Origin of the sequence: Paenibacillus sambharensis, from assembly GCF_003233845.1 — a bacterium.
Taxonomy (GTDB): Bacteria; Bacillota; Bacilli; order Paenibacillales; family Paenibacillaceae; genus Paenibacillus_I; species Paenibacillus_I sambharensis.
This window is the reverse complement of record NZ_QKRB01000010.1, coordinates 139,696-163,519: the sequence shown is the minus strand read 5'-3', so window position 1 is coordinate 163,519 and position 23,824 is coordinate 139,696. Positions and strand designations below refer to the sequence as shown.

At 53.6% G+C, this 23,824-nt stretch carries 20 protein-coding genes; 8 read left to right on the top strand and 12 right to left on the bottom strand.

Features of this window, described 5'->3' with window-relative positions:
- Positions 1–3: 3 nt before the first annotated feature.
- Both DNH61_RS01815 and DNH61_RS01810 read left to right on the top strand, forming a co-directional pair.
- A complete protein-coding gene (locus tag DNH61_RS01815; protein ID WP_111144993.1) occupies positions 4–933 on the top strand; it encodes an ABC transporter permease in 930 nt (309 codons plus the stop codon).
- A complete protein-coding gene (locus DNH61_RS01810; protein WP_111144992.1) occupies positions 933–1,727 on the top strand; it encodes an ABC transporter ATP-binding protein in 795 nt (264 codons plus the stop codon). The genes DNH61_RS01815 and DNH61_RS01810 overlap by 1 nt, the downstream gene beginning before the upstream one ends.
- Positions 1,728–1,843: 116 nt before the next feature.
- On the opposite strand, the gene DNH61_RS01805 is transcribed toward DNH61_RS01810, so the two are convergent.
- The gene (locus DNH61_RS01805) at positions 1,844–3,286 is read right to left on the bottom strand and encodes an alanine/glycine:cation symporter family protein (protein ID WP_111144991.1); all 1,443 of its coding nucleotides are present in this window, start codon (positions 3,284–3,286) and stop codon (positions 1,844–1,846) included.
- A 236-nt stretch (positions 3,287–3,522) separates the two neighbouring features.
- On the opposite strand from DNH61_RS01805, the gene DNH61_RS01800 reads away from it, so the two are divergent.
- Positions 3,523–4,485 (top strand): L-lactate dehydrogenase, encoded by a 963-nt coding sequence (locus DNH61_RS01800; protein WP_111144990.1) that lies wholly within the window; start codon positions 3,523–3,525, stop codon positions 4,483–4,485.
- A gap of 120 nt (positions 4,486–4,605) precedes the next feature.
- Here the strand turns inward: DNH61_RS01800 and DNH61_RS01795 are convergent, their stop codons facing one another.
- From DNH61_RS01795 to DNH61_RS01760, 8 genes are all read right to left on the bottom strand, one after another.
- A complete protein-coding gene (locus tag DNH61_RS01795; protein ID WP_111144989.1) occupies positions 4,606–5,802 on the bottom strand; it encodes a response regulator transcription factor in 1,197 nt (398 codons plus the stop codon).
- Entirely contained in the window at positions 5,780–7,666 is a 1,887-nt protein-coding gene (locus DNH61_RS01790) for a sensor histidine kinase (protein WP_245947852.1), read from the bottom strand. The genes DNH61_RS01795 and DNH61_RS01790 overlap by 23 nt, the downstream gene beginning before the upstream one ends.
- Before the next feature lie 29 nt (positions 7,667–7,695).
- The gene (locus tag DNH61_RS01785) at positions 7,696–8,583 is read right to left on the bottom strand and encodes a carbohydrate ABC transporter permease (protein WP_111144988.1); all 888 of its coding nucleotides are present in this window, start codon (positions 8,581–8,583) and stop codon (positions 7,696–7,698) included.
- A 16-nt stretch (positions 8,584–8,599) separates the two neighbouring features.
- Positions 8,600–9,490 carry a carbohydrate ABC transporter permease gene (locus DNH61_RS01780; RefSeq protein ID WP_111144987.1) on the bottom strand — a complete coding sequence of 297 codons (891 nt, stop codon included), beginning with the start codon at positions 9,488–9,490 and terminating at the stop codon, positions 8,600–8,602.
- A 128-nt stretch (positions 9,491–9,618) separates the two neighbouring features.
- Entirely contained in the window at positions 9,619–10,968 is a 1,350-nt protein-coding gene (locus DNH61_RS01775; protein ID WP_111144986.1) for an extracellular solute-binding protein, read from the bottom strand.
- A 241-nt stretch (positions 10,969–11,209) separates the two neighbouring features.
- The gene (locus DNH61_RS01770; protein WP_111145050.1) at positions 11,210–11,491 is read right to left on the bottom strand and encodes an alpha/beta-type small acid-soluble spore protein; all 282 of its coding nucleotides are present in this window, start codon (positions 11,489–11,491) and stop codon (positions 11,210–11,212) included.
- A gap of 134 nt (positions 11,492–11,625) precedes the next feature.
- The gene (locus DNH61_RS01765; protein WP_425452198.1) at positions 11,626–12,783 is read right to left on the bottom strand and encodes an iron-containing alcohol dehydrogenase; all 1,158 of its coding nucleotides are present in this window, start codon (positions 12,781–12,783) and stop codon (positions 11,626–11,628) included.
- A gap of 868 nt (positions 12,784–13,651) precedes the next feature.
- Positions 13,652–14,107 carry a GNAT family N-acetyltransferase gene (locus DNH61_RS01760; RefSeq protein WP_111144984.1) on the bottom strand — a complete coding sequence of 152 codons (456 nt, stop codon included), beginning with the start codon at positions 14,105–14,107 and terminating at the stop codon, positions 13,652–13,654.
- A gap of 346 nt (positions 14,108–14,453) precedes the next feature.
- Between DNH61_RS01760 and DNH61_RS01755 the strand changes: the two genes are divergently transcribed.
- The 4 genes from DNH61_RS01755 (at position 14,454) to DNH61_RS01740 (ending at position 18,925) form a co-directional block, all read left to right on the top strand.
- Positions 14,454–15,158, top strand: a complete 705-nt coding sequence (locus DNH61_RS01755; protein WP_181438545.1) for a response regulator transcription factor — start codon at positions 14,454–14,456, stop codon at positions 15,156–15,158.
- Complete coding sequence (locus DNH61_RS01750; protein ID WP_111144983.1) at positions 15,155–16,165, top strand: sensor histidine kinase; 1,011 nt, start codon at positions 15,155–15,157, stop codon at positions 16,163–16,165. Before DNH61_RS01755 ends, DNH61_RS01750 begins: the two co-directional genes overlap by 4 nt.
- A gap of 116 nt (positions 16,166–16,281) precedes the next feature.
- Positions 16,282–17,052 carry an ABC transporter ATP-binding protein gene (locus DNH61_RS01745; protein ID WP_111144982.1) on the top strand — a complete coding sequence of 257 codons (771 nt, stop codon included), beginning with the start codon at positions 16,282–16,284 and terminating at the stop codon, positions 17,050–17,052.
- Positions 17,027–18,925 (top strand): ABC transporter permease, encoded by a 1,899-nt coding sequence (locus DNH61_RS01740; protein WP_111144981.1) that lies wholly within the window; start codon positions 17,027–17,029, stop codon positions 18,923–18,925. Before DNH61_RS01745 ends, DNH61_RS01740 begins: the two co-directional genes overlap by 26 nt.
- Before the next feature lie 119 nt (positions 18,926–19,044).
- Here DNH61_RS01740 and DNH61_RS01735 read toward each other — a convergent pair whose 3' ends face one another.
- Both DNH61_RS01735 and DNH61_RS01730 read right to left on the bottom strand, forming a co-directional pair.
- On the bottom strand, positions 19,045–19,548 hold the full coding sequence (locus tag DNH61_RS01735; RefSeq protein WP_111144980.1) for a hypothetical protein: 504 nt from the start codon (positions 19,546–19,548) through the stop codon (positions 19,045–19,047).
- Between the two features lie 225 nt (positions 19,549–19,773).
- The gene (locus DNH61_RS01730) at positions 19,774–20,757 is read right to left on the bottom strand and encodes an ABC transporter substrate-binding protein (RefSeq protein ID WP_181438544.1); all 984 of its coding nucleotides are present in this window, start codon (positions 20,755–20,757) and stop codon (positions 19,774–19,776) included.
- Between the two features lie 246 nt (positions 20,758–21,003).
- Here DNH61_RS01730 and DNH61_RS01725 point away from each other — a divergent pair, with 246 nt between their 5' ends.
- The gene (locus DNH61_RS01725; RefSeq protein ID WP_181438543.1) at positions 21,004–22,725 is read left to right on the top strand and encodes an alpha/beta fold hydrolase; all 1,722 of its coding nucleotides are present in this window, start codon (positions 21,004–21,006) and stop codon (positions 22,723–22,725) included.
- A 104-nt stretch (positions 22,726–22,829) separates the two neighbouring features.
- Here DNH61_RS01725 and DNH61_RS01720 read toward each other — a convergent pair whose 3' ends face one another.
- The gene (locus tag DNH61_RS01720) at positions 22,830–23,750 is read right to left on the bottom strand and encodes a LysR family transcriptional regulator (protein WP_111144977.1); all 921 of its coding nucleotides are present in this window, start codon (positions 23,748–23,750) and stop codon (positions 22,830–22,832) included.
- Positions 23,751–23,824 lie beyond the last annotated feature (74 nt).

Sequence of the window (23,824 nt, the reverse complement as noted above, 5' to 3'; positions counted from 1 at the left end):
GGCATGTTTGATTCAATTCCGGGAGCGATAGAATCAGGGCTTCTATACGCGCTAATGGCCCTGGGCGTTTACATCACGTTCCGTATTCTTGATTTTCCCGATCTTACGGTGGACGGGAGCTTCACCACCGGAGGGGCTGTAGCAGCCATCATGCTCACGGGCGGGCACTCCCTTACTATCTCCCTCCTTGCCGCCTTCGGTGCAGGTATAGTTGCCGGCCTCTGTACGGGCCTGCTGCATACGAAGGGACGAGTTAACGGGCTTCTGTCCGGCATTCTGATGATGATCGCCCTCCACTCCATCAACTTGCGTATTATGGGCGGAGCACCCAATATCTCGGTTTATGGTACGGAGCAGCTGTTCTCCAGCGTTTCACCCTACTGGGTAAAGCTGCTGGCTATCGCTGGCATTATCCTGCTGATTAAGCTGCTGCTGGATGCATTCCTGCATACGGAGGTTGGCCTGGCGCTGCGTGCGACGGGCGACAACGCACGGATGATCCGCAGCTTCGGGGCCAATACGGATCTGACGAAGATACTCGGCATCAGCCTATCGAACGGTCTTGTTGCCCTCTCCGGTGCCTTGATTGTTCAGCAGTCTTCCTTCGCGGATCTCTCAATGGGCGTGGGGATGATCGTCATCGGTCTGGCTTCGGTTATTATTGGCGAAGCCATTCTTGGTACAAGAACCGTCTTCATGGCTACGCTCGCCGTCATTGTCGGATCGGTTCTGTACCGCATCATTGTAGCTCTTGCCCTTCGTATTGAGGGGCTGAAAGCTTCAGACCTGAAGCTGATCACCGCATTAATCGTTATTATTGCGCTTGTACTGCCGGCGATTCAGCGCACCTGGAAGCAGAAGCTGATGGCCAAGAAGCGGTCAGCCGAACTTACCGGCAAGTCCGGCGGCAAGCCGATTGGAGGTGGCTTCTAATGCTGCAGCTGTCCCATGTTACCAAGCTGTTCTTTCCGGGGAGCCCGGATGAGAAGATTGCCCTTGTTGATATTAACCTGAACCTGAAGCCTGGTGATTTCGTTACGGTCATTGGCAGCAACGGCGCCGGCAAGTCCACATTGATGAATATTATTTCTGGTGTTATAACACCAGACAGCGGTACAGTTTCCATTGAAGGCAAAACAATTCAGAATCAGCCTGAGCATGCCAGGAGCCGCTGGATCGGCCGCGTCTTCCAGGACCCTATGGCTGGCACCGCTCCTCATATGACGATCGAGGAGAATCTGGCCATGGCGTATGCCCGCGGCAGGTCGCGGGGACTCAGCTTCGGCGTGACCGGCGCCAAGCGCAAGCTGTTCCGCCAGCAGCTGAGCCGGCTTGGCATTGGTCTCGAGAACCGGCTGCGGGCCAAGGTTGGCCAGCTGTCCGGCGGCGAGCGCCAAGCGCTCAGCCTGCTGATGGCCACCTTCACCAAGCCGCAAATCCTGCTGCTTGATGAGCATACAGCAGCCCTCGACCCGGCGCGGGCCGAGCTGATTACGAAGCTCACGGACAGCATCGTCCGCGAGATGAATCTGACCACGCTGATGGTCACCCATAACATGGAGCAGGCCATCCGTCTCGGCAACCGCCTGATCATGATGGACAAGGGACGCATCATTCTGGACATCAGCGAAGAGCGGAAGAAAGACCTGACCGTGGAATCGCTTCTCAAGGAGTTTGAGCAGATCAGCGGCCACAAGATGGCCGACGACCGGGTTGTCTTCGGGTAATCCGCGACCAAGACACCGGTATAAGATGAAGAGGCAGCAGCCGTCCATCAGGACAGCCGCTGCCTCTCTTTTTTGTTGCATGCCTCCAAGGGCAGCCATTATAGAATCGGATAACGTTATGATTTCTCCACCTTATAATCATGTTCCCAGTAATCGGCGTTCTTGATTCCAAGCTTGACGGGATCGAATACCGGGTCCTTCCCTTCCTTCTTCTGCTGCTCGTAATCTCTGAGCAGCCGGAGGGCAGGCTTCGTCAGCAGCAGAATGGCAATCAGGTTGAGCCACACCATCAGACCCAGACCGACATCACCCATATCCCACATCAGATCAGCTTCCTTGACAGCGCCAAAGTATGTGATCGCAAGCAGGACGACTTTGACAATCGCCATGCCGATTTTACCGCCTCCCTTACGCGTTAAGTAGGCGACATTCGTCTCCGCAATGTAGTAGTAAGCCATAATGGTGGTGAACGCGAAGAACAGCAGCGCAATGGCTACAAAGCCGGCTCCGAAGCCCGGTAGAATACTTTCAATGGCAGCTTGGGTATAAGCGGGTCCTTCCTGTACCCCCGGAAGATTTTCCACAATGAAGCCGTTCGGCCCTGTCGTATTGTACATGCCGGTGAACAGAATCATAAAAGCTGTTGCCGAGCATACGAAGAGCGTATCGATATAGACGGAGAATGCCTGCACCAGACCCTGCTTCGCCGGGTGAGAGACCTCCGCTGCAGCCGCCGCATGGGGCGCTGTACCCTGACCGGCTTCGTTGGAGTATATACCCCGTTTGACGCCCCACTGGATTGCAAGGCCAACGATCCCGCCGAAGGCGGAATCAAGCGCGAAGGCACTGCGGAAGATCAAGGAGAAGACCGCCGGCAGCTCGGTGATATTAGCTATAATAATAATCAACGATACCAGTATGTAACCAATGGCCATGAACGGAACAACCAGGGATGCCACCCTTGCAATCCGCTTCACGCCTCCAATGATAATGGCTCCAAGCACTACAACAAGGAAAATCCCCGTAATCTCAGGGGCAATGCCGAATGCGTTGTTCAGTCCAGCTGCTATGGACTGCGACTGGGTGCCTGGCATCAGAAGAGCCATAGCCAGCAGTGCAGCAATAGCAAACAGTACCGCAAACCACTTCCAGCCGATCCCCTTCTCGATGTAGTAAGCAGGCCCGCCCCGGTACTGTCCATCCTGCTTGACCTTATACACCTGCGCCAAAGCTGACTCGACGAAGGCACTTCCTGCTCCAATGAAAGCGATCAGCCACATCCAGAACACGGCGCCAGGTCCCCCAAAGGCAATGGCCGTCGCCGTACCGGCAATGTTGCCCGTACCCACCCGTCCCGACAAGGCGAGTGCAAGCGCCTGGAAGGAGGAGACTCCCGCCCTGGAGCTCTTGCCTTGAAACATAAGCGTCACCATGTCCTTAATCAGTCGGACTTGCAGAAACCGGGTTGCCAGCGTGAAGAATAACCCTACCCCAAGGCAAATATAAATGACTGGCGTACTCCACAACACATTGTTTAATCCATTAATAAAACTCTCCATGCCATACCTCCCATAATTGTCCGGTTTCTTGTTGACCATTCAATAATCAAGCGCGTTCCTATACTATCGTATTAAAGTGATGAAGCAGGCCAGTAAACTTTTACTAGGCCTTCATCTATTTTTCACCCTCCCTTACCATATATATGTTATAATAGTTATCATTTATGTGACATTATAGCTGCTTTTACACATATCGTATAGGGGAAATATTTTATGGTAAGGGAGTTTTGATCAAAATGGCAAGCAGTGTGAGGAAAGTAGCCATTGTCGGAGTCGGATCTGTCGGTTCAAGCTGTGCTTATTCGCTCATTAACCAGTCCGTATGCGATGAGATCATGCTCATTGGCCGCACCCCGGACAAAGCTTACGCACAAGCAATGGATCTGTCGCACTGCATGGACTTCATTCATTCCAGGACGAAGATTTACACCGGTACCTACGAGGACTGCGGGGACATGGATATTATCATCCTGTGTGCAGGCTCCTACCCCACTGGCAGCCACAACCGCATGGACGTGCTTGACACCGCCATGGAAATTCACAGCACGATGATCAGCCGCATTATGGCAAGCGGCTTCCGGGGAATATTCCTCGCTGCCTCCAACCCCGTGGATCTGGTTACCTATATGGTGTGGAAGCTCTCCGGCCTGCCCAGGAATCAGGTGCTTGGCACCGGGACATCTATCGACTCTTCGCGGCTTAAGACGCTGCTGTCCGATCACCTGCCGGTCGACCCGCGCAGTGTTCAGGGTTATGTACTTGGCGAGCATGGCGAATCCCAGTTCCCGGCCTGGTCGCATGTGACCATTGGCGGCAAGCCGATTCTGGAGATTGTAGCGCAGCACCCTGCCCGGTTCGGACATATGGACCTGCAGGAGATCGCCCTGCAGACACGCAATGCCGGATGGGAGATCTTCTCGCGCAAAGGCTCTACTCACTATGGAATCGGCAATGCTATTGCCTATATTGTCCGCTCCATTCTGAACAATGACCACAAGATTATCGCGGTCTCTGCTATTCTGGAAGGGGAATACGGACAATCAGATCTATGTATCGGTGTTCCAGCCATTATTACCCGCAGCGGGATCGAAGAGATTCTGGAGCTGAATCTCTCCCCGGCGGAACAGGAGCAGTTCAAGCATTCATGCTCCGTCATTCGCAAGGCTATAAGTTATATAGCCCTTCAGCCTGAAGTTTAAACGGATATGAAGCCTCCATCCGATACTATCCGGGAAATAGATGCCACAATAGCGCAAACAGCCGCTGGTCACTGGATCAGCGGCTTGTTCTGCGAAACGGGATGCATATACGGCTGGGGGTCATGGCTGAGCAGAGTCCTTCCCCAGCTCCCCGCATGCTCCCGACTGCCTGTACTCCGATGGCGTCGCACCAAAGCGGCGGCGAAACTGCTGTGAGAAGTGACGGATGTCCTGATAGCCGACACGTCTGGCGACATCGGCCAGCTTCAGCTTCGGGTTGCCGAGCATTCTCCTGGCCTGCTCCAGCCGCAGCTGAATCACATACTCCTTGAAGCCCGAGCCCGTCTTCTGCTTGAACAGCTGACTGAAGTAGACCGGATTCAAATAAACAATCGATGCCACCTTCTCGAGCGACAGATCACCCTGATAATGCGTCTTCATATACTGCTGGGCAACCTCTACCGCCCTTTCCCCGCCCTCGGAATGATGCTCATAGACCTGCACAGATGCGGATTCTCTCATGCGGCGCACTTCATCCGGCACAGCCCGGTAGTCCTCAATCCTCGGCGAGTGCATCACCTGGAATGGAATCTTAAGGCATCGGACCAGATGGCTTCGCAGCTCGTCAAGCAAGCCGCTCAGACTCGCTCCTTCCCGCAATGTTACCAGCCCCAATAAGCTGCAGCTGTCATGAATAGCTACGAATCCGTTCCCGTGGCGGTCAATGAGCTCACCCATTACATTTTCAACCATAAAATGCTCCAGGTTTAGCGGCCTGTCACTCTCCATCCTTACGAGCAGCAGGTAGAAGACAGGATGGCTTTCCATGAAAGGCTTCATATCAATCCGTCCGATGTCGAGTCCGGAGGCCCATCGCTGGAAGATGGCTTCCCGCCAGTATTTACGATTATTCTGCAGCTGCTCGGCCTCCTCCGTCATCTCCTGCTCCCGCTGAACCTCCTCGGACAGCTTCAGGATCATGTCGATGATGGCATCCTTGCCAATTGGCTTAAGCAGATAATCCTTGGCGCCAAGCCGGACAGCCTCCTGGGCATAGCTGAATTCGGAATAGGCGGATATGACCACCCATTTGATATGCGGATATCTGCTCCGGCTTGCCTGAATGAGCTGAAGGCCGTTCATACCCGGCATCAGGATGTCTGTCAGCACGATGCTGACCGGGTAACGGCCGAGCAGCTCCAACGCATCCTTGCCGCTTGAAGCCAGATGCATCCGGCAGGCCGGGAAGCGGTTCTGCAGTGTTCGCTTAATACCTTCACGAATGACTGTCTCATCATCCACGATAAGAATATCCATGTTCATTCCCACCCCTTTGATGAATTGGCAGAACAATCGTAACTCTGGTTCCTTCTCCGGGCTTGCTGCGCAGCTGCAGACCATAACTGCTGCCGTACATGAGAACGATCCGCCTGTGTACATTCGACAGCCCGATTCCTCTGCGCTTGGCCTGCCCTTGGCTGCCGTCCCTCTCATACAGAGAAGCGGCCAGCACTGCTAGCGCTGCCTCATCCATTCCTACGCCGTTATCCTCGATAATGATCTGCAGCTCGTTGCCCAAGTCTTCTGCCCGGACACATAGCACACCCGGCTTGCCCAGAGGCTCAAGGCCATACTTGACCGCGTTCTCAATGATAGGCTGCAGGCTCATCTTCGGAAGCACTGCACAGCGCCACTTGTCATCAACTTCAACGACCGTCGTCACGCGGCCCTCCAGCCGGTTCTCGATGATCGTCATATAATGACGCATCTGCTCCAGCTCCTGACCCAGCGTCGTCTTCGACGCCTCCTCCCAGTCGCTGCTGTAGCGAAACATATGGGAGAGCGCCAGTATCACCCGGCCCAGCCGGTCATTCTCCCGTTCATCCAGCATCCAATAGATCATATCCAGGGTGTTATACAGAAAATGCGGGTTAACCTGCGACTGCAGTGCCTGCAGCTGGGCATTCTTCTCGCTGATTGAGGCGAGCGTCATCCGCTCAATCAGCTCGTCAATACGGTGGACCATCCGGTTGAAGGAGGATACCAGGCTGTTGATCTCATCATAGGATTTGACATTGACGGAGCCTCTGAAATTTCCCATCTCCACCTGCTTCATCTCCCGGATCAGCAGCTTAAGCGGCGAGGACAGATTCCGCGAAATAATCGAGGCCAGTACAGTCGCCAGGATAACCAGCGCCAGTACAACAAGCAGCAGATACCGGCGGGATTCAACGACCTCCGCGGCGACATCGGCCTTCGGTGTAAAGCCGTACACCGTCCAGTCCGCCATGGCTGCATCCGCTGCCACAATCAGCTGCTCAGTACGGTTGTCCACAATGGTACGGCCGCCTTCCGGGCGCGGCAGGCCGCTGAATGAAGGGAGGCTGACTGCTTGCGCTTCGTTCCCGTTCTTATACGGCATTGCCTCCTCATCCGTCGAGGCGATGACCCGGTTGTCATCATCTACTATGTAGACTCTGCTGTTCGGACTGATCGTGACGTTCGAGAGAGCCGACAGAATTGGAGCCGGGTTCGTCTCAATGAAGATCAGACCGATCGGCCTCTGATCCGTCAGATCATACAGCTGGCGGCCGAACACGAAGACCGGCTCCTGCTGGAGGCTGTTCATGACCGAGCCTTGAAACAGCCCCAGCCAAATCATCTCCCCTGTGGAGCGGCTGAGCTTCTTGTACCAGTCCGAAGAGGCGTAATCCACATCGATTACACCGGCGAACCGCTTCTCGTAGCTGTACATTCTACGGTCGTTAGTGATGACATGGATCGCAACAATATCATCCCGTGAATAATAGACAGCACCGAGTATATTGGTAATGGTCCGCTCATTAATAACACTAAGCGCCGGATCAGCTTCACGGTCACGCTCCTGCAGCAGCCTTAGCAGCTCATAGTTGCTGTTGAGTGACTTGGTAACGCTGTCATAGCCCTCCAGCAGAAGGTCGAACAGACCGACTGTCTGGGCAATATTTTTCTCAGCCATCTCGCTGATCTTCGTATGTATAATAGCGGTAGTATAGCGGTCATACAGGAAGCTGACAAGGAGGAGAAGTGCCAGCATACAAGATAAGAATAAGAGGAAAACCCGGTTGTGAATGGAGCGCATGCCGCGTGTCACCTGTGTATAACCCCTTTCCACATGCTGCCTGCCACCCCATCTTATCACAACCGCCTCCAGAGCGGGAGAGGGCTCTATCAGCCCTTCACCGCGCCGGCAACCATGCCTTTCGTAATCTTGTCAGCAAGCAGGAAGTAGATCAGAATGACCGGCAGTGCACCGAGCACCAGGAAGGCGCCGATGGCACCGTAGTTGACCGAGTACTGGCTGACGAAGCTGTACACGCCGAACGGCAGCGTCTTCAGCTTCTCTGAAGAGATGAACGTCGCTGCCATGATATATTCGTTCCAGATGTTAATGAATGTCAGGATACAGACGGTCATCATCGGCGGAATCGATATCGGCAGAATAATGCTTCGGAATATCCGGAAGATGCTCGCCCCATCTACAACAGCAGACTCTTCAATCTCGTGCGGGATCGCCTTCATGAAGCCGCTGAGAATAAATACAGAGATTGGGGTCTGGAACGCAATGTACGGCAAAATAATGGATAAATGGGTGTTCAGAATACCCATGTTCTTGAAAATAATCATCAGCGGCAGCAGCGTGGCCTGCATCGGGATCATCATGCCGACCAGGAAGACGAGCAGCACGACCTGCCCGTAGCGCCAGCGGAAGCGGCTGATCGCGAAGGACGCCAGTGATGCCAGCAGCAGCACGCCTACCATAGTGATCGAGGTGACGAAGAAGCTGTTGAGCAGATACCGGAAGTAATTGCCGGATTCAATGGCATCGGTGAAGTTTTGCCACTGGGGGGAAGCAGGCAGCGCGAAGAAATTGCCCGATAGAATCTCCTCATTGTTCTTCAGTGAGTACAGCGCAAGCCACAGGAGCGGATAGAGCTGCGTCACAAACAAGATGCCGAGCAGCACATAGACAAGCAGCCTGACGATCGAGAACCGCCTGGCGCTTTTCTCAGCTGCAGCCGGCTTAACCGGTGCCACACGGGTTGTTACTGCATTCATGTCGTATCCCTCCTTCTTACGAATATTTGCGTTCAAGACGATTGAACAGGAAGTTGATAATAACAGTCGCACACAGGCAGATCACAACGAGGAACGCAGCGATTGCACTGCCATAGCCATATTTCATAGACAGGAATGACATATTATACATATGGGTCGAGATCACGTCTGTTGCGTGAGCCGGACCGCCTCCGGTCATAACCATGACCATATCGAAGGCCTGCAGCGAACCGATGAAAGCGAGCACGATCGATATTTTGATAATCGGAATATTCATGGGCAGCGTGATGTGCCAGTCAGCCTTCAAGCCTTCCGCACCGTCAATCCGGGCTGCCTCATAGATATCTGCCGGGATATTCTGAATGCCGGTGAATTGAATCAGCGTATGATAGCCGAGATACTGCCATAAGGCAACGAAATACAGGGAGTACATCGCCACACTCGGATCTGTCAGCCAGGAACGGGTGAGGCTCTCAAGACCCACCATATCAAGCAGCTGGTTCAGCATGCCGCCCATGGAGGCCGGATTGTAGATCGTTTTCCACAGCTGGCCAATGATAACAACCGATAGGATAACGGGGAGAAAATAGCTCGATACCAGAAAATTCGGTTTCTTCACGAACCGGTTGAGCAGGATCGCCACGAACAGCGCTACCGGAATCTCCGCCATGGAGAACACAGCAAACATCAGCGTTCTGCGGACGGAAGGCCAGAACACAGGATCGTTCGTCAACAGGTTAATAAAATTTTGCAGCCCGATAAACTTGGATTCACCAATTCCGTTCCAATCCAGCAAACCGCTGTAGAGCGAAACCATAATCGGAATAAAGACAATGCAGGTGTACAGCAGCAGACACGGCAGGACGAACGCCGTAATCGTCAGCTTGGATACGCGCAGTACATTCATCGTGATTCGCCTCCTCGTTTGGCACCCTTCCCAACATGAGAAGGCGTGAGTGGACATGTCTATAGGACGCGAAACGGCCCTCCCCGGCCAGCAGCCGGCGATAACCGTTTCGCGTTGGTTGTGATTAACTATTTATTGCTCTCGTAGGCCGTCTGATGCTCCTTAGCCACATCCGCCGCATCCTTCTTCTGTACAAACAGATTCTGAATGCTCGTCAAGTGGACCTGAGTTGTACCAGGGTTCATCGTGTTGTCAAAGGCGAGATCGCCGCCCTTCACATCCTTGAACATCGCCAGTACGTCCATCGCCATGTCGGAGTAGCCGGCCGCCTTGAAGTCGCCATCGACCTTTTGGGCAATGCCTACCGCACCTTTAACTTTGAAGGCCTCCTGCGGGAAATTCAGCATAAAGTAATTCAGGAACTTCTTCGTCTCCTCCAGGTGGTCGCTGTTCGCTGAGATGGCAAATGCACTGCCCGGTGCCAGCATGAACTCGTTCGGATCGCCTTTGCCGTTGACCGTAGGGAACTTGAACACGCCAATCTTGCCGTTTACAGAGGATGTCTCAATGCCGCCAGTCGCCCAGCTGCCCATGTAGTACATCGCCGCCTTGCCTGTGTTGAACAGGTTGCCGCCCGCATTGTAATCAAATGAAGTCGCACCCTCCTGGAACGCACCAGCCTGGATCAGATTCTGGAGACTGTCAACCGCCTCAAGGAAAGCCGGGTCCTCGAATGTCTTCTTGCCATCCATGACATCCTGCAGGAAGCCTGGTCCGCCATTCGTACGGAGCAGCACGTTCATGAACAGGAACGAACCCGTCCATGTATCCTTCTCGCCGATCGCCATTGGCTGGATGCCCTTTGACTTAAGCGTCTTGACAACCTCAACCATCTCCTCGAAGGTTGTCGGCACTTCTACGCCGCCCTGCTCGAACAGCTCCTTGTTGTAGTAAACCAGGCCAATGTTATTGCCGTCTGGAAGCGCATAAAGGTTGCCGTCAAACGTGTACCATTCCAGGATGCCTTCCTGGAAGGTATCCTTCAGCCCATTCTCCTCGACCATGTCATTCAGCGGAGCAAATAATCCCGCATCAACGAACGGCTTCATCTGAGCGGACGGATTAACGACCGTGATGTCCGGCACTTCCTTTGAAGCAGCCTGTGTCTTCAGCTTCAGCTTCTGCTGATCGGTATTCAGCGAATCGAGTTCAATCTTGACATGCGGATTCTCCGCTTCATAGTTGGCGACAATCGTCTTCATCATGATGTGCTTCGGATCTGTCGGGTCCGGGAATATGTTCTGGAAGGTAATCGTGACGTCCTTTGGTTTCTCCGGTGTGTTGGCGGTGCCTTCAACCCCTGGCTCTTTCGTGCCCTGACTGTTGTTAGGCGTGTTGCCGTTGCCGCCGCCGCAAGCAGCCAGGCTGAGTGCCAGTGTGCCCGTTAAAGCGAACTTGAAGATGTTTGACCATTTCATCTTAAGATTGCCCCCCTATTGGTTTATAGTCCCATTATGAAGCCAATATGGCAGCCCTTACAATGCGTGAAATTCAAGATATGACGGTTGCTTTCTTCAGAAGTTGAACAAGATGTTCCATCAGGTCGGTGCCTGCTTCCAGGCTGTACGACAAATAAGCGGGACGGCCCGGATATCGTACATACCCAAGCCATCCCGCTTTGCTTCTAACACCTCTCGCCCATTCCAGCCCGCAGCTCTACTAAGGCTGTCTCGACAGCTGCTCCTGTGCCATGCGGATCATTTCACGGACCATTGAGCCGCCGATCCGGCCGCCGACATGTCCAGCCATCTCGGTCGTGAGATGCCCATTGTCGCCCTGCTGCAGCGGCACGCCAAGCTCCCTCGCCACCTCGTACTTGACCTCATTCGGCCGCTCCGGGTTAACGTTGTAGCCCTGCTGCTGCATCACCCTCGCCTTGAACTGGTCCACACCGCTCCGCGAACCGTCAACCAGCAGCTTGCGCCTGCTTCTTCTCGCCACCTGCAATCACCGCCTTCCATGGATAGAGTAGGTAACGCTTCCTTACTGTGCCCGTTTCCCCTCAAGCTCCATCCATGCCTTGCGGTTTAGCAGCTGTCGTCAGCCAGCATGCAGCACAGCTGTACCGGTCTGGATTACCCCTGGTAAGCCTGCATATACAATGATTTGAGATCTTCCAGCGTTACATCCTTCGGGTTGCCGCCTGTGCAGACATCACGCATCGCTTGCTCTGCCAGCTTATCAACATCCTCTGGCCTGAAAGCCGTATCCTTAAGCGCGGGGATGCCCACCTTGCGTGACAGCTCCTGGACGGCTTCCAATGCCAGCTTGGCGGCTGCTTCCTTCGTTTCGGCTGCTGCCGTGTCCTTGCCCATTGCCCTGGCTATGTCGGCAAACTTCTCGGGAGCAGCATCCAGATTAAACGCCATAATATAAGGAAGAAGAATGGCATTGGCTACGCCATGCGGCACATCATATTCCGATCCAAGCTGATGCGCCATGCTGTGGACGATACCAAGTCCGGCGTTGGAGAAGGACAGCCCGGCCACATAAGAACCCCAGGCCATGCCGGAGCGAGCCTCCAGGTTACCTCCGTCCTTAACCGCCGTCTCCAGCGACCCTGCGATGAACTCAATCGCTTTAAGAGCCAGAGCGTCAGTCAGTTCGTATGCACCCTTGGTCACATAAGCTTCAATAGCATGCGTCAAGGCATCCATTCCAGTAGCGGCAGTCAGTGAAGCCGGCTTGCTGACCATGAGCTCCGGATCATTGACCGCGATAACGGCCAGAGAATTCGGGTCCACCATGACCATCTTGATTTTGCGGATCTCATCCGTAATCACATAGTTTATGGTGACCTCGGAAGCCGTACCTGCCGTCGTATTGATCGCAATAATAGGGACTGACTTATGCACGGACTTGTTGATGCCTTCGTAATCAGCAATATTGCCGCCATTGGTATGCAGCAGCCCGACCGCCTTGGCAGCATCCTGCGGTGAGCCTCCGCCTACCGAAATGATAAAATCACAGCCACCCTCCCGGAATGCCGCCAGTCCGTCGTTCACATTCTGCATGGTCGGATTTGGCTTCACGTCCGTGAACACCTGATAGGCAACGCCACTCGCATCCAGCACATCCGTCACCTTACCGACAACGCCGTGCTTCAGCAGCATATCGTCACTAACGAGCAGCGCCTTCTTCAGACCGAGCTTGGCAATTTCCGCACCAATTTCCTTCACGCATCCCGGCCCGATCAGGTTGATGGCCGGCCAATAGATTCGTCTTACAGACAACATAGGAAGCCCTCCTTGGTATAGGAATCGTACGGTTAGCGGTTTGATTATACGGGATAACCACCAGCCGATATTCCGATTTCGTTTGAAAGTCTTTATTTACCTTTAATTTACAGACTATCACCCCTTCTGTATGTGACGGTTTTCACAAAGGCGATGCTGCTGAAATTACATATTCCTCTACTGCGGAGGTACGCTGTCGTACCTGCAGCCAACCTGTAAGAGCAGCACATCCTTTTACATGGAGCCATTATTCCACCATTCCACCATGATAGTTTCGTTCCGGACATTTCAGAGCGGGCCTAAGTCGACACTGTTTTTCTGCTTCATCGACGCCGTTTTCCCGCTTCCTCTATGCCGTCTTTCCGCTTCTAACCTCACGCTGCACCTTTAACGAAAATCACACACGCTAAACCTGCAAATTTCAAGTGTCCGCCATTGTAACGAATCTCAGCAGTCTTATTTAGCGTTTTTTGCTACATTCACTTGATTATCAAGTCAATAGCGTTGCTCAGTTTCATTACAAAATGTACGGGGCCATTTTGCGGTAAATAGCGATTGACAGTTTCGTTAGAAGGGATAATCAAATTCAGCAGAAGTAGTTGTGGGGGTCCTTGGGGCTGACTGTGAGAGAGGTGGCTGTGAGAGAGGTGGCTGTGAGAGAGGTGACCGTGAGATACGTAAGCGGATTAATCGGGGCGCTCGAAGCATTAAGGGTTGATAAGCGCCCAGCCATCTTGCAATCAGCCCGCCAAACAAAATAAGCAGGCAGTCGCCCGCCCGCAATCATGTCCCTATAGAATAGCGTCAACAGTGCCCGATATAGTGGAAGATGCCTTTCTCTTGTTTCGCTAAACTTTAGTCCAACTCATAATTCCTTGGTCATAAAAACACTGTACGGATCCTCCACATAATCAGCAAATGGCGGGCAGTACTGGAAACCAAAGCTTTCATACATATTTCTTGCCGCCTTGAAGGCTTCCATTGAGCCTGTCTCCAGGCTTACACGCCGGTATCCCCTGCGAACAGCCTCCTCCATGATATGAGCAAGTATTTGCCTTGCTGCGCCCTTCCTCCGGTGTGCAGAAGCCGTGCGCATGGATTTGATCTCGCCATGGGAGCTGTCCAGCTCCTTCAGCGCGCCGCAGCCTAGCAGTTCATCACCTTCCCATATACTCCAGAACGTCACGCCCGGCTGCTTCAACCCCTCAATATCTAGAGCATGGATGCTTTCCGGAGGAGAATGGACGGTCATATCCTTTAAGTGCTCCCCGATCAGTGCCCTGATCTGCGGCCCGGTTAAATCATCATAACGAATGTCCATCTGACTCTCCCCTTATGTACATCTTATTAGGCTGCAGCCTTTAGAATTATCATAGCGCTGCCCGCTTCCCGTAAAAAGGGGAAAATTACCGCCAACCGCTTCCACTTTTATTATCCCGTGCCCCTCCCTTCTGTTTTCATTGCCTTCATCAGTAGTTCGGCCGGCTGCCCCGTATGCCCCCACAATTCGCGAAAAGCCCCTGTTTCCTATGACCAGACCTCCCCGCATTGTCACCCTTCAAAGGCCCTTGCTATAATGGGTGTCAATACATACCATTTTCCTGTATGCGCGCTGAGGCTTCCACAAGCCCTCACCCGCCAAGGCGTGAAAGGAGAACACCTATAGCATGCACCGCATTATGATTTGTGAAGACGACCCGAAGCTGGCCGGATTGCTCAAGGCCGCAGTTGAAAAATACGGTTTCCAAGCGCATCTCGTACAGGATTTCGACCGCGTGACGGATTTCTTCCAGCAGTGCGATCCGCATCTGGTTCTGCTGGACGTCAACCTCCCCCGTTACGACGGGTTTTACTGGTGCCGCCAAATCCGATCCCTGTCCACGTGCCCCATCATGTTCATCTCTGCCAGGGACGGCGAGATGGACCAAGTGATGGCCCTGGAGTACGGTGCCGATGATTACATCACCAAGCCGTTTCATTATGAAGTCGTGATGGCCAAAATCCGCAGCCACCTGCGCCGCGTCTATGGCGAATATGCACCGCAGAGCGAGGAGAGAATCGTTCAGCTCGCCGGGCTGATTCTCTACCCCGAACGGATGGAGATGCAGCTGCATCAATCTTCTGTCCAGCTGTCGAAGAACGAGACGATTCTGATCGAAGCCATGCTGAAGAGCCACCCAAGGCTTGCTCCGCGCGAAATGCTGCTGGAGAAGCTCTGGGACGACCAGACCTTCGTCGATGAGAACACGCTTAACGTTAACATGACGCGAGTGCGCAAGAAGCTGCAGGAGCTGGGCATAGAAGATGCCATTGAGACCGTCAGGGGCGCTGGCTACCGTCTGCAGACCACCTGGGATGCGGAGCCGTCATGAAGCTGTTCTTCCGTGAGCATCTGCCGCTCTTCGCTCTGCAGGTCGTCCAGCTCTTCATGGTACTGCTGGTATACTGGCTTGATGGCTACCGCAATCTGCCTACTGCCCTTTATTCTGTGTTCATCGGCCTCATCATCCTGAGCGGCTACCTCGCTTATCGCTACGTTACCCACCGCAGGCTGTACCGGCGGCTGACCGAACCGCTCGAGACATTGGACGAGTCCTCGCGGCTGGATGCGGGCTACGCCCCCCTCGCCCGGGCCGTCGATGAGCTGCTGCAGACGCAGTACCGCCATTACCAGCATAAGCTTAATGTCCGTGAGCGGCAGCGCAATGATCATCTGACGTTCATGAACCAATGGGTTCATCAGATGAAGACCCCGTTGTCCGTTATTCATCTGACCCTTCAGCAGGATGATGATCATGATCCCAAGTACAGCAGCATCCGCGAGGAAGTCGAACGGCTGGAGCAGGGCCTCGAGACCGTGCTGCATGCTGCTCGCCTGGAGGCGTTCGAGCATGATTTTCAAGTTGAGCCTGTCAACCTGCGCAGGGCCGTCGACCAGGTGATCCGCGATAACAAGCGGATGTTCATCCGCAGCAGCGTCTATCCGGAGGTCAGCCTGGACCCCTCCCTCACCGTGGAATCGGATGCCAAATGGCTTGCCTTTATCCTGTTTCAGCTGCTTACCAACGCCGTCAAATACAGCTCGAGCAAAGCTAATAAAGTCTACATAACAGGCGGCATTCAGGGCAAACGGGTCATGCTGGAGATTCGCGATCAAGGCATCGGCATTCCGAAGTCGGACTTAAAGCGTGTCTTTCAGCCCTTCTTCACCGGAGAGAACGGCCGCTTATACCGGGAATCTACCGGCATGGGCCTGTATCTGGTGCAGGAGATCTGCCGGCGGCTTGATCACAAGGTCGAGCTTGAGTCGTCAGTGAATCAAGGCACAACTGTGCGCCTCCTCTTTACAGGCAGTCCCGCTAATCTTACAGAGATGTAAGGAAGCTGAAAGGTTATTCGATAGCCCGGCCGCTGCAGCAAAGCTACACTTAAGACATAAGATTACAGCGGCTGCTGGCTGTGCTGCTGCTTTAAGAGGAGGCTTCACATTTACACATGGATATGCTGCGAATTAACGGACTGAACAAGGTATACGGAGGCAAGGTCGCCTACCGTGCGCTCACCGACATCTCGTTTGCAGTTGAGAAGGGCGAGTTCGTCGGCATTATGGGCCCTTCCGGAAGCGGAAAGACCACCCTGCTCAATCTGGTGGCGACTATCGACAGTCCGACTACCGGCGAGATTCTGATTGACGGGCGCAACCCGCATCAGCTGAAGCGCAATGACCTGGCCCGCTTCCGGCGCAGAGAGCTTGGCTTCGTATTCCAGGATTTCAATCTGCTTAACACCTTGACCGTCGAGGAAAATATCGTCCTGCCGCTTACGCTTGATGGCGAGCGTGTGAAGGTTATGGAGCGCAAGGTCGAAGAGATTGCCCGCAAGCTGGGGATCGAAGGCATCCTGAACAAACGGACCTACGAAATATCGGGCGGGCAGACACAGCGTACAGCCATTGCACGCGCCATCATCCATACGCCCAAGCTGCTGTTCGCCGATGAGCCGACAGGCAACCTGGATTCGAAGTCGGCCAAGGATGTCATGGAGACGCTGGCTAACATCAACCAGTCGGACGGCACCACCATGATGCTCGTAACCCACGATGCGGTAGCAGCAAGCTACTGCCATCGCGTGATTTTCATCAAGGACGGCCGCTTGTACAATGAGATTCACCGGGGAGACAGCCGGCAGGCCTTCTTCCAGAAAATCATTGACGTGCTGTCGCTGCTGGGAGGGCATGCGCATGACCTTTCGTCAGTTCGCGTTTAATAACGTCCTCCGCAATAAGCGGACGTATGCCGCCTATTTTCTGAGCAGTGCCTTCTCGGTCCTTGTTTTCTTCGTCTATGCTGTGTTCGCCTTTCATCCCGACTTGGCGGCAGGCAACCTGTCCAATTCGGTTTCACAGGGGCTGCATTTCGCGGAATCGATCATTTATGTATTCTCCTTCTTCTTCGTGCTTTATTCTATGAGCGCGTTCCTGAAGACACGCAAGAAGGAATTCGGTCTGCTCGTCATGCACGGGATGACTCAGCTGCAGCTGCGGACGATGGTATTCCTGGAAAATGTCCTGATCGGCTTCTTCTCGACTTTGACTGGAATCGGAATTGGTCTGGTCTTCGCCAAGGTTATTCTGCTGGCAGCTGAGAGACTGCTCGCCCTGGATAACCCGCTGCCCTTCTACATTCCGGTGGAGGCGCTGCTGCTGACTTTTGCCGCGTTCCTCATCCTGTTTGTCGTCATCTCATTATTTACCGTTGCGGTCTTAAGAGGCAATTCGCTTGTCCATCTGATCCGCGGCAGTCAGGCACCGAAGCCCGAGCCGAAAGCCTCACGATGGCTGTCCCTGCTTGCAGTTGTACTGCTTGCCGGCGGGTACGCAGGCGCATTCTGGGCCCAGGGTCCAGCGGTTGTCGCTGCCATGATACCTGTTACGCTCGTTGTTATTGTCGGAACCTATTTTCTGTTCACACAGCTCAGCGTATACCTGATCCGCCGGGCGACCCGCAGCCGGGCCTTCTTCTGGCGCAAGACCAACATGCTGCTGATGTCTGACCTCACCTACCGGATGAAGGATAATGCTCGCACCTTCTTCATGGTGGCAATTCTGTCCACCGTCGCGTTCTCGGCGATCGGTTCCCTGGTCGGCTTCCGTGCGATGTCAGAGGGCACAATCGTCGATGAGTCGCCGTTTGCTTTTCAGTATAGATACTGGTGGGAAGACCAGGATGCTGACAAAGCCAAGCAGGATGTAGCACATATTGGTCAAGTACTGAAAGAAGAGAATGTGGCTTATGAGCTTTTTGAGACTACAATCCGCTCCCAGCCGGTAAAGAACCCCAACAAAAGGGAGCATGTAGTTCGCGTCTCCGAATACAACGCTCTCGCCAGTGCAGTTGGTGAGCAGACCCTTGATTTGAAAGGCCATGAGGCCGCCTTCGTATATTACAGCAACGCTTTGTATGGAGGAGAACGCACGGGCAGTGACGCTATCGAGCTCAGTGGTATCGAACAGCCCTTGAAGGTCACTGTCCAGGAATCTTCCAATTTGCTTCCATTGTTTACGGGCTACTATGTTATACCCGACCCGCTGGTTGAACAGCTCGTTGAGTCCAAGTCCACTGAGAGCGTTTTCGGTTTTTATGTTGAGGACTGGAAAGACACTGTAGAGGTTGGCAGACAGCTATCCGAGCATTTGCCAAATGACAGCGGCGATTACTTCTTCAATGCCCTTGCCTATGATCTGCACATCTTCCTGCAGGGCTACAGTGCCGTCATGTTCGTCGGCCTGTTCATGGGTGCCGTATTCTTCGTAGGCGCAGGCAGCTTCCTGTACTTCCGCCTGTATACGGACCTGGATGATGACAAGCAGAAATTCCGGGCAATCGTGAAGCTTGGATTGACGGACAAGGAGCTCTCGAAGGTCATCACCCGCCAGCTGATGCTGCTGTTCTTCGTGCCCATCGGTGTGGCCATTATTCATGGCGCCGTTGCCCTGAACTCCCTGAGCAACCTGTTCTACTATCCGCTTGTCCGCGAGACGGCCTTGGTACTGGGCAGCTTCCTGGCGGTTCAGATCGTCTACTTCCTGTTCATACGGTCACGTTACCTTCAGCAGATCAGACGGGATGTTTACCGGTAAATGCATGAACACGCCGAAACCGGGAATTGAATGTACCATCTAGCTTGCTGCCGCAGCTCCTTCTTATATAAATCAATAAGCAAACAGGACCATCTCTTAGATTTGGTCCTGTCTGCGTTCTACTCGGCAACCTCGACGTAGTGCACACTTCCCTGGCAGCCTACCGGAACTAGCTCATTCACATAGCGGCCAACCTGTTCCTGTTCTTCCGGGGACACGGGCCTGGCCGAGAAAATATTGAATTGTATAGTGCCGCTGTAAGCATCATAGCTTCTGAATGAAATGACCTTACCGGGAAGCAGACTGTTAAGTGTATCGACAATGTCCTTCGCCTGCAGCTCCGTGCGCAAAGCCGCCCGGCTGAGCAGCTCCGGCAGCGGCGCCGGCTGCGGCAGCCCGTCTTTCCGCAGCGAATCATAGGGCAGCACATCGTAGCAGACATGCTGCAGCAGATTCCCTGAGGCAAACCGCTGCAAGCTGGCGGCGTCCTTGGCGGAAAGCTGCAGCTTCCCATCCCAGGCATAGATTCTAGCTTTATGTTTACCGCATGTATGGACACGGACGTAATGCAAATGAGGATAGCGCTGCCTGATCCTGTTCTCCGACAATAACCTTGTTCCCATCATAATTCCCCCTGTCCTTATCTCGTGGTAACGCTTTCACTGCATTATATGTCTGTCTTCTTCCAAAGTGACCTCCGAAGCTTTACATTTCCCTCTTACCTTCTGCCGGTGCAGCATTATTGTTCTGTCATCCTCATTTTATGCTTATCCGTTGAGATCGTGCGGGCTTGGTTAATCGCAGAAAAAAGCCTGAAACAGTGATCTCTGCTTCAGGCCTTATTAGGCTTAGTGATTGCCAAACATTGCTTCGAGGTCTTCCAGTATCCACATCATTGCTGACGCACTGTAGTCATTCCATCTTCCAGTATCCACGAGATGCACCTGGTCTTTCTGGACAGCCGGAATATCCTTCCACGCAGTTCCCTTCAGTTCATTATATCTATCCTTGTTGGACGGATCTTCCACGAGCAGGAATAGCCGGTCTGCATCAGCTGCAAAATCAACCACCGCTTCTTCCGAGATCGCCTCCGTCTGCGTAACAGCTGCTGCCTGCTCAGGCGCTACAAAACCCGCTTCATACAGCGAAGCGAAAACCGTAGGCGAATGGCGGTAAATCGTCTTCTCCCAGAACTGGAGAACAACAGCCTTCTCGCCGGCATACTGACCGATCTTCGCTTTAACAGATTCAACTTTCGCAGCGTAAGCGTCCAGCCAAGCCTGCTTCTCCTCTTCCTTACCCAGCAGGTCAGCCAGTGCATCCAGATGCTCAGTCGGCGTTAAGCCCCACTTGGTTGCAACGACAGGTGCGATTTTCTCCAAGCCTGCAATAACCTCAGGAGTAAAGTAGCTGCTTACTATGATCAAGTCTGGCTCAAGCTCAACAAGCTTCTCCATATTAGGGTCCGACTCGCCAACACTCTCTACGCCAGCAACCTTCTCAGGATCGTACTTATTCAAATGGTAGTCAGTCGTGCCCAGCGGTTTGACGCCAAGCGCCAGCAGCTCACCCACATTATGCAGAGCTACAATCCGCTGCGGGTTAACCGGCACCTCAACTTCCTTATCCAATCCATCCTTGTATACCTTCGTTGCCGATTCCTGTGTATTGCCTTCCTTCCCCCCCGCAGCTTGGTTACCTTCTGCAGGTGTGTTAGCACCTGTGTTCCCCGCTGTATTGCCTGCGTTATTTCCGCCCCCGCCGCATGCTGCAAGCACACTGAACAGCAGGAACAGACAGGCCAGCATGGTGAGCTTTGTCGTTCTGTTCAACTTGACCTCTCCTTTGTTTACTCCAACCCGGTCTTCGCCGGTGAGAATAGTTATCACTATCATTAGCTAGTGTAAGCTAATTCGACAATATTTTCAACTGCTTTCCTTGCGCTTGTTTCGGTGAATGTTTCGGATGACGGTTTGCAAGGTAAATACTATTGATATACCCCAATTTCTAGAAACGGCATGCTGCGGCTGCCGTATATAATAAAGTATCCTATTACATATTGAGGAGGAATGAACAGCTTGAAGCAAAAGTTAGCAGCCTTTCTCGCCCTTATGATGCTCTTAACCATTGTAACTGCCCTGCCCGCAGCAGCCGTTCAGACAAATACCGTAGAGGTGTTTGTTAACGGTGAACCCCAACGCTATACAGGGGCTAAGCCATACGTGAAGGACAGCGCCGTCATGCTGCCAGTCCGTGCAACCGCAGGTATGCTGGGCATGAGTGTTGACTTCAAGAGGTCTACCCTTGAAGTGGTCCTAACCAGCCCGGATTGCACGGTGGTCTTCCACACCGGCAGCAGTGAGGTGTCTGTGAACGGTACACGGGTATCGCTCAACAGTTCTACAACCGTACATAAAGGCCGTGTCTACGTCCCTCATGCCCTCTTTGATTCGCTGCCTGGACTTCAAGTGCAGTATGATTCCGCCGAGCAGCACATTCATATCAATCATGCCCAGCAGGATCCAGAAGCAGCTGCCGCTGCGGTTATCGGGCTTCTGACCACAGGACGTTACGGAGAGCTGGCTGCCCAGTATTTTGAACCGTCCCTAGCCGAGGCGCTTCCCGCCTCCGACCTTGAAGCGGTGTGGAACCAGGTCATCGGTGCAGCGGGTGCTTATCTGAGCACAGAGTCGGTCACCACTCAGCCGTCTGACGGGGGAAGAACTATTGTAACGGCAAAGCTGGTCTTCGAGCGGATGAAAGCTAACGTCATCCTCACGATGAATGACCAGCAGAAGCTTGCCGGACTGTTCATTCAGCCTGCTGCTCCTGAAGATAACGCGGAAATACCCAAGGGTATAACGGAAGAGACGGTTGTCATTGGCGAAGGCGGCACGTATCCGCTTGAAGGGACTCTCACCCTGCCGGAACAAGGCACTGGCCCTTACCCGGCTGTCGTGCTGGTGCAGGGCTCCGGACCAAGCGACCGTGACGAATCCATTGGTGCCTATAAGCCATTCAGGGATATTGCCTGGGGTCTTGCTCAGCAGGGAATAGCCGTTCTCCGCTATGACAAACGGACCTTTGCTCATGCTGCTTCCTTCACGAAGGAAGAGGCCTCACGCCTCACCGTCAAGGAAGAGACGGTTGATGATGCCATTGCCGCAGCCAATCTGCTTAAGTCCGATGAGCGAATTGACAGCAGCCGCGTCTACGTGGCAGGCCACAGCCTGGGCGGCATGCTCGCTCCCCGGATTGATGCGGAAGGCGGCGACTTTGCCGGATTAATCCTGCTCGCCGGTTCACCGAGACCACTGTGGGAAATTATCTATGATCAGAATGCAGCGTTCATTGCGAAGATGAGTGATGCCGACCCGAAGAAGGCTGCCAATCAAGCCTGGCTGGAAGCAGAATATAAGAAGGCGAAGAAAATAGCCGCCTGGACACCGGAGAAGGCTGCCAGCGAGACCGTGTTCGGTATCCCGGCAAGCTACTTTAAGGAAATGGACAGCCACAGCGCCGCCGAATATGCCAAGGAATTAACGAAGCCTGTGCTTGTGCTGCAGGGAGAGGACGACTTCCAGGTCTTTGCGGACAAAGACTACCTGCTGTGGCAGGAGCAGCTTAGCCATAATCCAAGCGCCGAGTTCAAGCTATATCCCGGGCTGAACCACTTCTTCGTTGATTACAGCGGACCGGATGAAGGAACGACCCAGGAATATCAGCACCCAGGAACTGTCTGCGAGCAGGTCATTTCCGATATAGCCAAGTGGATTCATTCCGGAACGCTGGAAAAATAAAATAATTATTACATCATAACTAAATAAATATTGTAAAAAAGGCTGGGCAGACTCCATTATGGAAGAACTGCCCAGCTATATTTGTAACAACCTGTATCTGTCGTCTAACCCGTCCCATCCACTGCCAGCTCCGCTTCCTGCTCGCGGCCGCCGCCGGCCTGCAGAAGCTCGAGAAGGCGCCTCAGCGGCAGCGCAGGCTTCTTCTTGCGGCTGATGACCAGCTGGGTATAGAAAGGCGGCAGCCATTCCGGATCCGGCCTGCTGATATGAAGCTCCCCCCGCTTCACCTCAGCCTCAACCGTCACGTAAGGAAGTAAAGCCGCTCCCAGCCCCGCCCGCACGCATTGCTTAATTGCCTCTATGCTGCCAAGCTCGCTTACAATGTTAACCTTCACCTTATTGTCCGCAATGGCATGCTCCATTGCAGCCCGGTATGTGCACGTCCGCTCCGTCAGAATCATGGACTGCTTCTCGAAATCACGGATTCCAATGACATCCTTGCCTGCGAACGGATGGGAATCCCCCGATATAATAACAAGCCTTTCCTCACGCAGCATGACAGTTTCCAGCTCCGGGTCATACAGCAGCGGATCGAGTATGAGGCCTACATCCCACTCTCCCTGCTTCACACGGGACAGGACCTCGCGTTCATTGGTCGGATATACCGCCAGTGCTATTCCCGGATAGTCATTCCTGAAGCGCTGCAGGTAGGCCGGCAGGAAGAACGCCGCAATTGTCTCAATAGTCCCCACCATCAGGGTTCCAAAATTCGGGCTCTGCATAACAGCCAGCGATTCGTTGTAAGCGTCCGTGATCTGCTCTGCATACCGGCTTAATGCCACCCCTGCTTCAGTAAGCCGAAGTGTACGCCCGTGACGCTCGAACAAGGGGGCGCCGTAGGCCTTTTCCAGCTTCTGAATCTGAACGGTTACCGTGGACTGGGCGTAGCCCAGCCGCTCACCCGCCCGTGTGAAGCTGCCGCATGAAGCTACTTCGCGGAATGTGAGGTAATACTGGATATCCATGGTCGGCTAACCCCCAACTCATTAAAGATTGTAATAGTAGTGATGATAATGTATCGATAACTGGTATGTAAATA

What these genes read in the sequence shown, in the direction of transcription:
- DNH61_RS01805 (WP_111144991.1), bottom strand. Translation starts at nt 3,286, where the DNA reads ATGGAGAGTTTTATTAATGGATTAAACAATGTGTTGTGGAGTACGCCA.
- DNH61_RS01735 (WP_111144980.1), bottom strand. Translation starts at nt 19,548, where the DNA reads ATGGGAACAAGGTTATTGTCGGAGAACAGGATCAGGCAGCGCTATCCT.
- DNH61_RS01800 (WP_111144990.1), top strand. Translation starts at nt 3,523, where the DNA reads ATGGCAAGCAGTGTGAGGAAAGTAGCCATTGTCGGAGTCGGATCTGTC.
- DNH61_RS01755 (WP_181438545.1), top strand. Translation starts at nt 14,454, where the DNA reads ATGCACCGCATTATGATTTGTGAAGACGACCCGAAGCTGGCCGGATTG.
- DNH61_RS01780 (WP_111144987.1), bottom strand. Translation starts at nt 9,490, where the DNA reads ATGAATGTACTGCGCGTATCCAAGCTGACGATTACGGCGTTCGTCCTG.
- DNH61_RS01810 (WP_111144992.1), top strand. Translation starts at nt 933, where the DNA reads ATGCTGCAGCTGTCCCATGTTACCAAGCTGTTCTTTCCGGGGAGCCCG.
- DNH61_RS01750 (WP_111144983.1), top strand. Translation starts at nt 15,155, where the DNA reads ATGAAGCTGTTCTTCCGTGAGCATCTGCCGCTCTTCGCTCTGCAGGTC.
- DNH61_RS01745 (WP_111144982.1), top strand. Translation starts at nt 16,282, where the DNA reads ATGGATATGCTGCGAATTAACGGACTGAACAAGGTATACGGAGGCAAG.
- DNH61_RS01775 (WP_111144986.1), bottom strand. Translation starts at nt 10,968, where the DNA reads ATGAAATGGTCAAACATCTTCAAGTTCGCTTTAACGGGCACACTGGCA.
- DNH61_RS01795 (WP_111144989.1), bottom strand. Translation starts at nt 5,802, where the DNA reads ATGGATATTCTTATCGTGGATGATGAGACAGTCATTCGTGAAGGTATT.
- DNH61_RS01760 (WP_111144984.1), bottom strand. Translation starts at nt 14,107, where the DNA reads ATGGACATTCGTTATGATGATTTAACCGGGCCGCAGATCAGGGCACTG.
- DNH61_RS01785 (WP_111144988.1), bottom strand. Translation starts at nt 8,583, where the DNA reads ATGAATGCAGTAACAACCCGTGTGGCACCGGTTAAGCCGGCTGCAGCT.
- DNH61_RS01815 (WP_111144993.1), top strand. Translation starts at nt 4, where the DNA reads ATGTTTGATTCAATTCCGGGAGCGATAGAATCAGGGCTTCTATACGCG.
- DNH61_RS01740 (WP_111144981.1), top strand. Translation starts at nt 17,027, where the DNA reads ATGACCTTTCGTCAGTTCGCGTTTAATAACGTCCTCCGCAATAAGCGG.
- DNH61_RS01720 (WP_111144977.1), bottom strand. Translation starts at nt 23,750, where the DNA reads ATGGATATCCAGTATTACCTCACATTCCGCGAAGTAGCTTCATGCGGC.